11 protein-coding genes are annotated in these 13452 nt (G+C 55.6%); 6 read left to right on the top strand and 5 right to left on the bottom strand.

The genetic code is table 11. From position 1 onward, the window contains the following. Positions 1 to 31: 31 nt before the first annotated feature. Positions 32 to 655 carry a hypothetical protein gene (locus CEE69_RS23905; protein WP_233215571.1) on the bottom strand — a complete coding sequence of 208 codons (624 nt, stop codon included), beginning with the start codon at positions 653 to 655 and terminating at the stop codon, positions 32 to 34. A gap of 197 nt (positions 656 to 852) precedes the next feature. On the opposite strand from CEE69_RS23905, the gene pyk reads away from it, so the two are divergent. Then, positions 853 to 2283: a pyruvate kinase gene (pyk, locus tag CEE69_RS23910; protein WP_099263129.1), complete on the top strand. Its 1431-nt coding sequence runs from the start codon at positions 853 to 855 to the stop codon at positions 2281 to 2283. Positions 2284 to 2381: 98 nt separating this feature from the next. On the opposite strand, the gene CEE69_RS23915 is transcribed toward pyk, so the two are convergent. After that, on the bottom strand, positions 2382 to 3293 hold the full coding sequence (locus CEE69_RS23915) for a dihydrodipicolinate synthase family protein (RefSeq protein ID WP_099263130.1): 912 nt from the start codon (positions 3291 to 3293) through the stop codon (positions 2382 to 2384). A gap of 87 nt (positions 3294 to 3380) precedes the next feature. On the opposite strand from CEE69_RS23915, the gene CEE69_RS23920 reads away from it, so the two are divergent. After that, positions 3381 to 3623: a hypothetical protein gene (locus CEE69_RS23920; protein WP_158231069.1), complete on the top strand. Its 243-nt coding sequence runs from the start codon at positions 3381 to 3383 to the stop codon at positions 3621 to 3623. Between the two features lie 278 nt (positions 3624 to 3901). Next, positions 3902 to 5632: a hypothetical protein gene (locus CEE69_RS23925; RefSeq protein ID WP_099263132.1), complete on the top strand. Its 1731-nt coding sequence runs from the start codon at positions 3902 to 3904 to the stop codon at positions 5630 to 5632. A 197-nt stretch (positions 5633 to 5829) separates the two neighbouring features. Here CEE69_RS23925 and CEE69_RS23930 read toward each other — a convergent pair whose 3' ends face one another. Together CEE69_RS23930 and fae are read right to left on the bottom strand one after the other, a co-directional pair. Beyond that, the gene (locus CEE69_RS23930) at positions 5830 to 6714 is read right to left on the bottom strand and encodes an NADP-dependent methylenetetrahydromethanopterin/methylenetetrahydrofolate dehydrogenase (RefSeq protein WP_099263133.1); all 885 of its coding nucleotides are present in this window, start codon (positions 6712 to 6714) and stop codon (positions 5830 to 5832) included. Positions 6715 to 6819: 105 nt separating this feature from the next. After that, a complete protein-coding gene (gene fae / locus CEE69_RS23935) occupies positions 6820 to 7317 on the bottom strand; it encodes a formaldehyde-activating enzyme (protein ID WP_099263134.1) in 498 nt (165 codons plus the stop codon). A 79-nt stretch (positions 7318 to 7396) separates the two neighbouring features. On the opposite strand from fae, the gene CEE69_RS23940 reads away from it, so the two are divergent. Beyond that, positions 7397 to 8728: an ATP-grasp domain-containing protein gene (locus CEE69_RS23940; RefSeq protein ID WP_099263135.1), complete on the top strand. Its 1332-nt coding sequence runs from the start codon at positions 7397 to 7399 to the stop codon at positions 8726 to 8728. 1 nt (position 8729) lies between these two features. Here the strand turns inward: CEE69_RS23940 and CEE69_RS23945 are convergent, their stop codons facing one another. Then, positions 8730 to 11771: a DUF5060 domain-containing protein gene (locus CEE69_RS23945; protein ID WP_233215574.1), complete on the bottom strand. Its 3042-nt coding sequence runs from the start codon at positions 11769 to 11771 to the stop codon at positions 8730 to 8732. 211 nt (positions 11772 to 11982) lie between these two features. On the opposite strand from CEE69_RS23945, the gene CEE69_RS23950 reads away from it, so the two are divergent. Together CEE69_RS23950 and CEE69_RS23955 are read left to right on the top strand one after the other, a co-directional pair. Then, positions 11983 to 12303, top strand: coding sequence for a DUF2853 family protein (locus tag CEE69_RS23950; protein WP_099263136.1), 321 nt, complete (start codon positions 11983 to 11985; stop codon positions 12301 to 12303). Between the two features lie 40 nt (positions 12304 to 12343). Next, on the top strand, positions 12344 to 13393 hold the full coding sequence (locus tag CEE69_RS23955; protein WP_099263137.1) for a threonine aldolase family protein: 1050 nt from the start codon (positions 12344 to 12346) through the stop codon (positions 13391 to 13393). Positions 13394 to 13452 lie beyond the last annotated feature (59 nt).

The raw sequence follows: 13452 nt of genomic DNA on the forward strand, positions 1-13452 counted from the left end.
CAGGGGGTCAGCGGGGAAAGAGAGGAGAAGATCAGGACGTGATTTCGACCTGCATCGTCGGCGTTTGGCTAGCTGGCGACAAGCCGGGGCGTTCCACAGCGGGAGTTTCCGGGATCGCCAGATCTAGAATTTGATCCAACTGGCCCCGCAATTCAATCATCTGGTGGCGGCTCAAACCCTGCCCAATCAAGCTCGCCGCGTGCAATCCACCAATCACGCCGAGGGAAAGCGGCACCAGCCAAAGGCCCGTCATCGATGCACCGAGGCTCCACTGCACGTATCCGATCAACAATCCACCGCACAGAATCATCGCCATCACGAGATACAGGAACATGCAGAATGTCCAGATTTCCGGTCTCGGAGAGAAACGCCCGAACAGCTGACTATGTGCGTGTTGACCTTCTGTATCGGCCGAAACAGTGGCTTCGGTATGAGCGGTGGAGCTGTCGCGCAAGTCTCCGAATTGGACGGACAAGTGCGGCGACCAGAACCGAGTCTCGTTCTTCGGGGGAGCGATTTCGATGCACTTGCCAGCCGCGACAGCTCGCGTGTTCGTGCCAAGCGTCTTGATCGCCGAACGAACTTGACCCGCGAGAACGTCCGATGAGACCGGAAAGTCCATAGAAAACGTGGGCTGCATTTCAAGTGGGGACATCGTGCGAAATCCAAAGTCGCGAACGTTTGGGAGCGGCTCGCCATTGTGACCGGGGAGCAGAACGGAGGCAAATGTGACCAACTGAGGCGTCACCGGTGTGATGCTGGCCGTTGGTGGGCCGACTGCTTGTTTGTGGGGCCGTTGCCCGCGACACTTCGCCGCCTCGTCACTTCTTTTCCGCTCACCGAGACGCAACCGTGCAGGACTACCGTCACACCAAAATCATTGCCACGATCGGACCAGCCACCGAATCCCCTGAAAAATTGGCAGCATTGATCGAAGCGGGTGTCGATGTCATGCGACTGAACATGGCCCATGGTACTCCCGAATGGGTCGGCGAAATCGTCGCGAAAATTCGGAAGGTTTCCAAGGGCATCAATCGTCACGTCGCTGTGATGATGGATGTGAAGGGCCCCGAGATTCGAACCGGGGCGGTCGAAGATGCGATTGAGTTGAAAGCCGGCGATGAGCTGGTCCTGTTCACCGAAAACTGCACCGACCAATCGGCCGTCGAGTCCGACGGAACGCCGCGAGTCAGTGTGAACTATCCCGGACTGCCCGGTGCGATCGATCTCGACAGCACCATCTTGGTCGACAGCGGTTTGTTGCATTGGCACGTGTTGAAGAAAGAGGCCACGACCGTCCGCTGCCGTGTGATCACTCCCGGCATGTTGGAATCGCGACGTCACATCAATTTGCCCGGTGTCCAAGTCAACTTGCCCGCGATCACGGACAAAGACCGAACGGACTTGATCGCCGGCATCAAAGCGGGGATCGACTTTGTCGCGCTTTCGTTTGTTCGCCAAGCGGAAGATGTCGTCATGCTGCGTGAGTTCTTGGACGAACACAACTCACACGCTCGGATCATTTCGAAGATTGAAGACCAAGCCGGCGTTCGCAATATGAAAGCGATCATCCGGCAATCCGATGCGATCATGGTCGCTCGAGGTGACCTCGGTATCGAAATCGACTATCACCGATTGCCGCTCGTGCAAACCGAGTTGATTCGTGCCTGCCAAGAAGACGGCAAGCCCGTCATCATTGCCACGCACTTGCTGGAATCAATGATCCATTCGCCGGTGCCAACTCGCGCCGAAGTGTCGGATGTCTCCAACGCGATTCGCGAACAAGCCGACGCGGTGATGTTGTCGGGTGAGACCACCACCGGCAAATACCCGCTGGAGTCGGTGGGCGTGCTGCAGAACATCATTTCCAGCATCGAACCGACCGTCAGTCGTCAACTCAATTCGAAGATCGTGCTTCGCGAGCCCAAATCGATGATGCTGCGATCGGCGTGCACGTTGGCTCAGGAGATGGGCGAATCAGGTGTTGTTGTCTTCACCCGAAGCGGTTTTCTCGCCTACGTGCTCGGGGCTTTGCGGCCTCGTGGCGTGCCAATCTTTGCCTTCACTGACATCGAGCACACATTCCATCACCTGCTGCTGCCTTGGGGTGTGGAGCCGTTCTTCATGGAGTTTTCCGAAGACCACGACGAAACCATCGCCAACGCTTTGGAAGTTCTCAAAGAAAGCGGTTGGTGCAAATCAGGCGTTTGGTTGGGCGTCATCACCAATGCTCTGGCCGATGAAAAAATCATCGACACGCTGCAGCTCCGGCAAGTTCAGTAGTCGAAGAAAGCCGCGGCGGTTCCGCCACGCGATTGGCTCCCTCACCGAACCAACCCGATAGGCGATTGGTTCGGTGTGTTCTGCATGAAAGGCCGACTTCAGTCGATTACCTTCATCGTTCGCAGAGCGGTTTGAATCTTCGATTTGGTCTCGTCGCAGATGTTGCTGAGCATGGGTTGAATCGGGCCCGTGCTTGCCACACCAGCGAGCGCGACCGCTTCGTGCAGAACCCGAATCGGGTGAATCCCATCGCGAAGGTTTTCGAGCGGCTGGAAGTATTGCCGAATTGATTCTGCCATTTCCATGTCACCGCCTTGGATGGAACCGAGCATGTCCATGCTCTTGCGAGGTGCGACGCAAACGCATCCGCTGGTGAACCCTGTGATTCCGAAGTCGCGCAAGTGAACGATTGCCGGTTGTTCTCCGATGCCGCTGACAACTCTTTCGGATGGGAAGACATCCAAGACTTCGCGAAGGTAGTCGTCTTCCGCCGGATTTTCGCGAACGACCGCGTATTTGATCCAGGAGATCACGCCGTCGTCTTCCAGTGATTTCAGGTCTTCCGGTGACAACCAACGGTCGTGTTTCAGATAGACGACTAAAGGTTTGCCGTATTGTTCGGACAGCATTCGAATGCCCGTTGCGATGCCTGCCGAATCAACAATGTCTCGCGACGGCAACAGCATCGCGGTGCCAAAATCAAACTCTTGAAGAATGTTGATCTGGTCCGACGCGATTCCAAAGGAAGGACCAAACGATGGCACGACGGTCGTGTCCGGACCGGCTGAGTCCGAGATCATTCCCAGCAGGTCATCGAAGTCAGCCAGGCTGGTGTGATAGAGCACTGCGTTGCCACCGTACAGCAACGAACGAACGCCACCGGCTTCGAGGAATCGGATGATCTTTTCGTTTTCATCCGCATCGATTTGGTAATCCGCATCGCGAGCCAATGGCGGCACGGCAAAGACGGATTCCGAAAGCAGGTTGGGATTGAATGGTCCGGTTTTCATGGTGGGAACTCAGGCGGGGAGATTGATCAGTGGGATGCCCGTTGGAAGCCAGCTTGATGGAAGGCAATCCGGTCCAGCATCAGGCGGATGAAGAACAGCCAAATCTTGGCTCACAAAGTAACTTCTCCGTCGCGCCGAAGCGACGGGAGCAGCGTTTCGCCACAGACCGATTCGAAACAAGACGCAGAAGGCAACTGGCAGATTCTGCGACGACGCTTTTGTCCTGTTGCGATGTTCGAGTTCATTGCCAATCGAAAATACCGCGAAAGACGAACGGGAGGTTTGGGCGGGCTGTGCGATGTTGCGAAAACGCAACGTCTGTGTGTCTAACGAGACGGTCTCGGCAAAATAGTGAATTTGCCACCCCGGCGAGGTCTCAAAAGTGTCGTTTTTCAGGGGTTTTTTCTGCAAATGGCTTAAGTCTTGCCTACTCTTATTTGTGCGGCAGTTTTGGGCCCAAGGATGCCTGCCGCGCCAACGGTTCGCCCTTTCCTTTGGGCTCGCCATTGCAACAATCCGGCTGCGACCCACGGTTTGTACACCTGTTCCTCGACTGATCGAGACGTTGGGTGTCGCGACCCGGGTTTTCCTTTTTGAGACACGCCACCATGACCGTTTCGACTCGTATCGGCCTTCGCCTCAAAGACCTCTGTTTGAATGAACGCATGAATCACACTGTTCTGTCATCGAAATTTGCCAAGCTCTCGGCGCTTGCTTGCTTGCTGGCTGCCGGGACCGCATCGGCTCAGGACGCATGCTGTTTCACACCGCAGTATCGCTTGCAGTCTCAAACGATCATGCAACCGGAATTGGTCGAGCGAACACGTTTGACGTACGAAACTCAGTACGTTGAAGAAGAGGTCAAAAGCTATCGACCGATTCTGAAGACTCGTGTCGAAGAACGCGAAGTCACTGTTCCCGAAACGGTCACCGAAACCGCGTATCGAGAAGAGCGTTACACGATCTACAAACCGGTGACCGAGACCTCGTACCGAGACGAAACAGTCACGCAGACTCGCTACGTCAACGAGACCGCTGAACGCGAAGAACGTGTCACGACATATCGCCCCGTGACCGAAACGCAGATGTATCAAAAGCAGTACCAGGTGCAACGCCCGGTCACTGAAACGCAGATGGTCCAAAAACAGTACATGGTCCAGCGACCTGTGACTGAAACTCAGATGCAAACGCAGCAGGTCACTTCCTACCGACCTGTCACTACCGTTCAACAGCAAACCGTCGACGCGGGTGGCTACGTGCCGCAAACGACCGTCACGCCGGGCCAGTTGCAGTACGGTTTGGGTTGGAATCCGCGGGCCTATTACAAACCGGGACCACTCGGATTGTTGGCGTACCCACGTGGTGCCGCGACCACGGTTCCCGTGGTCACGCCGCCACAAGTTCAGACTCAAATGGTCTATCGTCCGAACTACGTCAATCAACAGATTGCTCAGACGCAGTACATGCCTGAGGTTCAGCAAGTCCAACGTCCGATTCAAGTGACTCGGATGCAGTCGGAAATGGTGACTCAAAACGTGCCCGTGACTGTTCAGCGAATGCAGACCGAAATGGTCACGCAGAACGTCCCTGTTCAAACGACGAAAATGGTTCCGCAAACCACTGTGCGGAAAGTGCCCTACATCGTGCAGCGTCCTGTGACGGAAACGTCCACTCGGAAAGTGCCCGTGCAGAGCAAACGTTGGGTCGCCGAAGAAGTGGTTCGCAAAGTGCCTGTGCAAACCAGTCGTGTGGTCTACAAGACTCGTCGCGAACCGATCACAGTGAAGTACTACGAACAAGAAGAAGTCGTGCAAGTCGTTCGCCGACCGGTTTCGGTTCCGCGATACCAAACGTATCAAGTTCATCAAATGGTTCCACGGACCGTGGTCGAGCGTGTGCCATTGTCCTATGCCGATCCATTCAGCCCGGCAATCTCCAATGGTTACTCGTCGTTTCGTCCAATTGTCGAGTCGGCTCCTTATTCCTCGAGCTATTCTGGATCGTCGATCATCACCGAGCCTGGCACGGTGATCCGTTCACGGCCCGTTTTGGAATCGGATGAACCGGAACTGGATGCTCCCTACCAGTCAGGTGATTCCGAACCCAGCTCAACGATGGGCAAGGTCGAAATCGGTGCACCTGAACCAGATTCCAACAGCGATCTGCCAGACAGTTACGACTATCTGTTCGATTCCCAAGATTCGGACGAAGTCGAGCAGCCGCAGTTGGATGACAAAGAAGCCAATTGGAAACGTCGTGGAACGTATGGCCAACCAGCCAGCGTCCGCAACATTTCGCACCGCGTTCGTTGGAATCCAACCTTCGCTCGCGAGCTGTAAGTTCATCATCGAGAAACAGTTCTTACGAACCTGTTGACGCAACAAAGAGGCGAGTCTTTCGAGGCTCGCCTTTTTTCGTTTTCACACGTGTCCAGGTAGTTCATCCCAGCGGAGCGGCGCGAGCCGCCCGGTGCGTCACCATGGGTTTGCCAAACCGAATTTTCGCCCGAGTGTTTCCTGGTCCAAGCAATCGGCACTCAACGATTCATCTGTTCCATCGTGAGGTCGTAGATTTCATCTGCATCCAGCGCGAGTGAGTTTGATGTGAAGAGTTTTGCAATCGCGGCCTTGTGAGTTCGCATTTTCAGTCCGCCCACGCCGATCGGTCCGTATGCCACTGGGCCGTCTTCGGTGCCTTCATGCAGCGGTTTGGCTTTGTCGAACGCTTCCACTCCTCCGAGTCCTGCAGGTGGCACTGCGTTGAGGTCAATGGCGACCCTCAGCTTCGAGAGGCCGTGGATGAGCTCCTTGGAAACCAGTTCCACGCCTGCTGCTCCGCAGGCGATGATCACGTCCGCTCGTTCGAGCAATGTCTTCAGGCCTTCTTGGCTTTCAGGTGCGGCGGCTTCGAGATTGCCGGAGGTGACCTGTGCGCCGATCTCTTTGCAGGCGGTCTCGGCTCGGTTGAGCGAACGACTGGTCAGAAGCACATTGGCGTTTTGCCGAGCCAGCATTTGAGCGACACGTCTGCCAACCGGGCCGGTGCCACCGAGGACGACCGCCGTGCTTCCATCGAGTGTCACGTGTTTGGATGCGGAGACCACTGCTGCCGCGGCAGTGGTGTTGCATCCCGAAGCGTCCAACATCACTGAGACCCGAACGGGACCAAAGAATGCCTTTTGAACGCCGCGAAAAATCGCTTCCGCTTTCACAACATCGTTGCCGCCGATGAACAGAGCTGTGTTCTTCAGGTCGTCGCCGCCTCGAGTGAACATGGCCCCGTGGACAAGTGATTCCACTGAATCGGTCTGCACGCTGCCGTACTGCAGTAATTGGTCGACTCCCGCGTCCACCGCAACCACTGCGTCAAACGAACTGGGATGAGGATCCACGTCCAACTGAAAGAGGATTTTCTTTGGCATTGTCGCAACCGCTGTCGGTAAGAGAAGGTTCGTTGAAGGCAAAAGAAAAGCTCCGGGCTCTCACCCGAAGCTTGTTCGTCATTTGCTTTGGACAAAAGCGTTGGCTCAGAAACCCTTGAATGGGTGAGCAGCGGTGTCCTTCTTGGCCAGCATGTCGTCTGCAGTTGGCTTGCCTTGCATTGCCGACTTCAGCGCGTCCTTGGTGGCTTCGTAGTTGTACTTGTAGATCTTTTCGTCGTCTTCAGCAGCTGGGTGGATGAACACACCGCAGACACAAACCAGATCTTCGCACTGATCCTTTGGAATGATGCCTTCGCTGACGGCGTCAGCAACCGCTTGTGCAACGGCGGCTTGAGCAGGGCCGAACATTTGCACGGCTTGCTTCATGCCTTTGATCGTGACCTTGGTCACCATCACGGTCGAGGGCTTCACGGCCACGTTGGGCTCGAGCACTGCCAACAGGTTGGTGTGACCTTCGCTTTGGTTGGCCAAAGCGTTCGCGAACGCGGCGCCAACTGGTCCGTCCTTGCTGCCGATCATCAGATCGATGTGAGAAATTTCGTTGCCGTCACCGACGAGGGATTCACCAATGTGGAATTGCATGACAAGATGCCTTTGAGAGGGGAAACAAACGCCCAAAGAGTTACCGGTGGGAACACATGGTCCTTACCCCACACGCAGGATGAACACACCAATGGCGATGGGTGGGTCGGGCAGGCTCGAAACGGTAACAAACCCCCGCGACGGTGAAAACCGCCCCGCGATTCTGCTGGTGGGGGCGTCTGTCCGCTGGGCGGCCCAATCGCTGCGGCGTGGCCTGCCGAATTCGCGGATCATTGGCCTGGATTGGTTTGGTGATTTCGACACCCGAATGGTTTGCGACCAATTCCATCGATTCCAGATGGTCAAAGAACCCCAAGGAAATCTTTCCGGACAAATCGATTCGGTCGCGAAAATGTACGACGCGAGAGTGATCCGCGTGGGTGGACTGCAAGTCGCCGGCGTGGGAAATCCATGGGAGGAATGGAGCCGCCTGCAGTCAATCGTCCACGAATTGACCGCTGAATCGGATTGCGGAGAATTCCCGGTGACGTTTCCGATCACCTATCAGTGCTCTGCCGGGCGATGTTGCTTGGCGGGAGCGACTGGTGACGGCATTCCTATGGCCGAGTTCGAAACAGAGAAAAGAGGACGGTCCGACCGCTGGCTTTGGAAGCAAACCAACTCCACCGGAGGAATGGGAATTCGCCGAGTGTCGCCAGCGAACGATTCGGTCTCGGAGCCCGATGACGGATGGTTGCAGCAAAGGGTCCACGGCCGTTCCTATGGATTGGTGGCCATCGCGGGAGCCAACCGGACACGCATGCTCGGGATGACTCTCGGGATGCATCGCCGGTCCGGTGACCGACCCTTCATTCACTCGGGGTCTCGCGGGCCGGTTTTTGCGTTCGGAGACTCCGGCTCGGGCGATGTGCCGTGGCGATCTCTTCAAGCTTTATGTGAACGCGTCGCTCAGCAGTTCTCGCTTCGCGGACTGTTCAACCTGGACTTCATTCGTGATGCGATGGGTCGATGGTGGTTGTTGGAACTGAACGCTCGCCCGAGTGCGTCGTGTGAAGTGATCGAACGTTGGGCCACCGAGGTGGGCAAATTGGATCCCGGTCATTCCTTGATGCGAATGCATCTGGATGCCATCGATGGGCACGATCAGATGGACCTGATGGATTGCCAATCAAACCATGATCCGTTGCCCCTCGCGAAAAATTCTGCTCAGTGGATCAAGCGGATCGTGTTTGCCAATCGTGATGTCTCGGTGGACGTCGAACAGATTCAAAGGCAATTGCGAGCCGAATCGATCGCCGTGGACCTGGCGGATCTTCCCTCGTCTTCCCCTACGCTTGTTGCCGCGGAAGAGCCGATCTTGACGTTGCTGATTGGGTTCGATGACCGCGAAAAAAAAATGGCCGCGACGCAGTTGCGCCGGGCCATTCGAATCGTTCAAGGTGCGAGGTGAACTACTTTCGTAGCAGCACCGCCCAATCTTGATCGGCATCGGCCGGTGGATTTCCGATCTCAACGGTACCGCCGCCCGAGACCGTTTTGACGGAACCCGATTGCAGGTCACCACCGATGCGAGCGTTGTACCACTGCACTTGGAACTCCCCGTCCGCATCACTCAGGTCGATCGAGGTGGAGCCGCCGTTGGGCAGGTAAACCACGTACGCTTCGCCGGTTTTTGCCAAGCAATACTTTGAGTTGTCGTGCTTGTCATTGCCGACCAACTCATCCGCGTTGATCATGTCCCAGAAGGGAACCGAGTTGTTTTGGAAGAACTCGATCGCGACCCGGCATGCATCCCAGCTTTGGTCACGACTTCGCCAATCTTCGCAGCCAAGATCGTTCTCTTCGTATTGGTAGCCGAAGTAATATTCGACTCCGCCACCACCGCCCATGAAGTTACCCCACAAGGTTTGCTTGCGGACTTCGTGCTGGGTGTAGGTCATTTTGCCTGTCTTGTCATGACCGTCGTAGCCGCGGTAGCCAAGGTCAGGGCACTGACCGTGAGCGGCCGATCCAGATTCATCAAACGCGACAACCCAAGGCTTGCCAGCCTCGCGGGCTTTCTCGCTCCACTTCACCGTTTGCCAGTGAGTGTCTTTGATGTGGCTGTTTTGCAGCGACACACCCGTCAGGTTGGATTTGTCACCAAGCAACGGATCGTACTTCTTGTCCTGCTCACCGGGGTAAGTGTGCAAGACGCGGTTGTGACCATAAGGATCCATCTCTTCGATGTAATTCAACATCGCGAGGTGTTCGTCCGTGGTCTGAGTGGTCTCTTCCGAAAGGTTCCAATTCAACGCGAGGTTGTGACCGAAACGGGCAATGATTTCTCGCAAGTACAACTTGCGCTGTGACCCGAGTTTGCCACCATCGAGCGATTCGGGTTTGTAGCCGTTGGCCTTCTGGCCTTGTCGATGGTCATCGTTCTCGGTCTCCTGCAACTTGAAGTGCAGGTACATGCCGTTTTGGGTTCCATGGTCAAAGACGATGCCCCACTGGTCCAGTTTGCTGCAGTCATAGTGCAGCTTGTCATCACGTTGGATGAAAGGCCAGACGTTGTCGCCGTCGCCGCCCGCGTTGTAGGTCAGGAATGAAAACGCGTTGCAACCCTTGGACGAAAGGTAGTTGACCGCACCGATCAAGCCTTTGCCTTGGCCATCTTTCCAAGTTGGATCGCCACGGCGCCAATCACCAATGTGTGGTGCGTACTTCTTCAATGGAACTTTGCCGGGCTTGCCAGCGACGGTTCCATCGAATTCGGCGTAGCCCAACAAGGTTTCCGGGGCGTCAGCACCTGCCTTGAGGAAGTACTGCCCACTGCCCGCGAATTGCAGGTACGGTTTGTTGACATAGGTCAGTCGACCATGAGCACGCAAATCTCGCCCGGACTTGTTGGTCTTGGCAACGGCAAACGTGCCAGACTTGCCGTCGAACGGAGCGACTGCTTCGGCAGATGCGTCACGATCGATCGCGGCGTTCTTTCCGGTTGCGAAGCGAACGGTGTAGGTCCAGCTTCCCGTTTCATCAGGGGCGAAATGAGCTCGCCACTGGGTGCCCGATTCCGCCGATGAATTGGCAGCATCGCCATCAGCGGCGAAGTATCCCGGCACCAAATATTGCTTGCCGCTCTCATGTTTGAACTCGATTTCCATCCGATGGTCCAAGTATGGATTCGGAGCGTTGTCTTGCTCGTGAGCGTACGGGCCATTGAGTGTCAGCGTGATTTTGTGCCACATGCGTTTTTGACCCGTCACCTGAACGCTGCCGTCGCCGTCTTTTTCGCGAGGCATCTGCAAAGGCTGATCGCTGACCGGTTTGGTGGGGCTACCGGTGCGATCTTTCGAGTCAGACTTAGCCGAAGTTTTCGCGACAACGTGCTTGTTCTCTTTCGCGAATTTGGCCGCGGCCTTGGCTGTTGCGTCATTGGCGGGGGTGAAGGTCAATTCACCCCATCGTGCTCGGCTGTATTCTTTTCCGTCCGCCGATGCGATCTTGGAGGTGACTTCGAGTTCAGCCCCTTCGGTGATCTGAACGTTGGCGAAGGTTTTGTGGAACTGTTTTCCTTCGGCGAAGGTTTGGTCCGCCATCGGGCAAGTGAAAGTACCAATCGACTCTTTGTCAGCGGCAACGGTGTAGGTCGATTGCCCGTCGTTCTCACCCACGGCTTTCAACGTGATGTCGTAGCGACCGCTGGGGAAAGGAAACACCTTTTGTGCGGCAGCCGACTTGTTGCGATCTGGATTGATCGCCAACCATTTGCCTTGGTCCAAGTAGTAGCCACCACTCTTGAATTCAAACTCCTTTGCAGGAAGCGAAAGAGTTTGTGCGGTGGCGGCCGCTTTCGGTTTGTTGGACTTGCTGGCCGGAGGTCGTTGGAAGTTGCTGTCGGTGGTCATCAACCATTGGTCGAACTCGAACCCGTCTTCTCGCATCGAGAAATGAATCTTGTGTTCGCCTGGCTCATGAATGTCGAGGAAGATCTTGCCGGGCTCGCCGCAGTGCTGTGCTTCCGTGCGTTGCTTGCTGTCCCAGTACCACGAGTGCTTGCCCTGGCACCATTGCAGGCGTTGTCCGGAATCGGGCCAAGTCCCATCGATGCCAACATGCAGTCCGTTGTCTTCGCTGCCGGTGGAGTAGGCTCGCACCCAAACGTAGTAACGACCGGGGGTCTGCACCTTCACGCGGTAAGTCAGCACGGCCATCTTCCCGGCTTCGGGTGAGAAGTTCGTGCCGCGAATCAATTTGTCGGCATGCGTGCGACGCGTGTCCGGAAGAATTTCTAAGTAGGCACCGCCACTGGCTTCGGCGGCATGAGCGGGATCGCCATCAGGTTTGACCGAAGGAGTCGACTCGGCGGTCGTCAGATAGAAGGCTCGCTTGTCGGTGTTGGATTGCGATGCGAAGTCTTCCGCTTCGACTTTGACAAACCCGTCTGTTTCCGTGAACACAGCGTCGGGTTTTTGGGCTGCGGTGGTGACGCAACAAGCGACCGTCATTGCGAACGCAAAGACGAATTGCAATGGACGAAACCTGCGTAATCTACACACTTGCATGGTGTTGGGACTCCTCTAGGGGGTGATAGGAGCGAACAATCTAGTTCAGTGGTTGCGGAATTAACAGAGATCGCTTGCAAGGTTGTTTTGTCGATCGCAGTCCACTACAAACGGGTGGTCGCTTCCGCTCCTTTTTATTACGAAGTAAAGACCGATGGACATCGAAAAATACTTGGCAAATGTAAAGAAGTACGTCCCCAATCCAAGCGAAGACGCGGTGGAATCCTTGGCCAACCATCTGCGTTTGGCTTTGGCAAACCGTGACTCGGCAACCGTCGCGGCAACCGACCCGGATGAGCTCGCCGGTATCAAGCGAGGTTACTGCTCGGTGAACTTGGATTTGACTTCCGAAGAAGCTGATGCGGCCATCCAAAAGGTCAGCAACATCATGAAAGGTGACAAGGCAAAATGTCGCGTCACGTTCTACTATTTGTTGGCACAAGAAAGCGATACGATGCACCGAGTGGCGGGATAATGGTTCTCTAATGTGTTGAATTTTCTCGAGGTATCGGTTTATGTTTTTTGCGAGTGACAATTGGGCCGGTGCCGCCGATCCAATTGCCGAATCCTTGAGTCGCCACGCGAAGGGTATGTCACCCGCCTACGGGACGAGTGACTTGGACAAGAGACTCGAACAACGCTTCAATGAGTTGTTCGAGACCGAATTGGAAGTCTTTTTTGTCGGTACCGGCACCGCCGCAAATTCGTTGGCCCTGTCCGCCGTGAACCGACCGGGTGGCTTTGTGCTCTGCCACCGAGATGCGCACCTGATTGAAGATGAATGCGGTGCTCCCGAATTCTTTACATCGGGAGCCCGATTGGCGCCTGTCTCAGGTGACCTCGGGCGAATCAACCCGCGGTCTTTGCAAAAGCTGCTGAACCGCTTCGATCCAAACTTTGTTCATCACGGACAACCGATGGCGGTCAGCATCACGCAGGCGACCGAGGTGGGCACGGTCTACAACGTCGATCAGCTGAAAGAGATCAGTGGAATTGTCCATGAGCACAATTTGCCGCTGCATATGGACGGGGCCCGTTTCGCGAATGCACTTGTTCATTTGGACCTGACGCCTGCGGAGATGACTTGGAAGGCAGGAGTGGACGTGTTGTCTTTTGGCGGAACAAAAAATGGTTGCTGGTGTGCTGAAGCCATCATTTTTTTTCGCCCGGAGCTTGCCAAACAAATGCCGTTCATCCGAAAACGAGCGGCGCAGTTGTTTTCGAAAACACGATTCATTGCCGCTCAGTTCCATGCCTATCTCGACGACGATCTTTGGCTCGGTTTGGCTCGTCACGCGAATGACATGGCTTCTCGATTGGCCGATGGGATTGAGAAATCTTCTGCCGCAAACCTTGCCTGGCAAAACGAAACCAACGAAGTATTCGTGGTGATGGAAAAATCGCGAGCGGAAAGCCTGCAAGCCGCCGGCGCTCGTTTCTATCCTTGGCCGACACCGAACGATTCGACGACCGACCCACCCGAGGGGCACGGGATGTATCGACTCGTGACCTCTTTTTGCACGGATTCGGCTGAAGTCGATCAATTCCTGAGTTTGCTGGGGTAGTTCGCGTCTCGGTCCCGATCGTGTCCTAGGTTTGAGCGTACTATTGAATGCCGGCACTC

This window comes from Rhodopirellula bahusiensis (genome assembly GCF_002727185.1).
Taxonomy (GTDB): domain Bacteria; phylum Planctomycetota; class Planctomycetia; order Pirellulales; family Pirellulaceae; genus Rhodopirellula; species Rhodopirellula bahusiensis.

What these genes read in the sequence shown, in the direction of transcription:
- CEE69_RS23905 (WP_233215571.1), bottom strand. Translation starts at nt 655, where the DNA reads ATGTCCCCACTTGAAATGCAGCCCACGTTTTCTATGGACTTTCCGGTC.
- CEE69_RS23915 (WP_099263130.1), bottom strand. Translation starts at nt 3,293, where the DNA reads ATGAAAACCGGACCATTCAATCCCAACCTGCTTTCGGAATCCGTCTTT.
- CEE69_RS23920 (WP_158231069.1), top strand. Translation starts at nt 3,381, where the DNA reads ATGAAGAACAGCCAAATCTTGGCTCACAAAGTAACTTCTCCGTCGCGC.
- CEE69_RS23925 (WP_099263132.1), top strand. Translation starts at nt 3,902, where the DNA reads ATGACCGTTTCGACTCGTATCGGCCTTCGCCTCAAAGACCTCTGTTTG.
- CEE69_RS23930 (WP_099263133.1), bottom strand. Translation starts at nt 6,714, where the DNA reads ATGCCAAAGAAAATCCTCTTTCAGTTGGACGTGGATCCTCATCCCAGT.
- fae (WP_099263134.1), bottom strand. Translation starts at nt 7,317, where the DNA reads ATGCAATTCCACATTGGTGAATCCCTCGTCGGTGACGGCAACGAAATT.
- CEE69_RS23940 (WP_099263135.1), top strand. Translation starts at nt 7,397, where the DNA reads ATGAACACACCAATGGCGATGGGTGGGTCGGGCAGGCTCGAAACGGTA.
- CEE69_RS23945 (WP_233215574.1), bottom strand. Translation starts at nt 11,771, where the DNA reads ATGACGGTCGCTTGTTGCGTCACCACCGCAGCCCAAAAACCCGACGCT.
- CEE69_RS23950 (WP_099263136.1), top strand. Translation starts at nt 11,983, where the DNA reads ATGGACATCGAAAAATACTTGGCAAATGTAAAGAAGTACGTCCCCAAT.
- CEE69_RS23955 (WP_099263137.1), top strand. Translation starts at nt 12,344, where the DNA reads ATGTTTTTTGCGAGTGACAATTGGGCCGGTGCCGCCGATCCAATTGCC.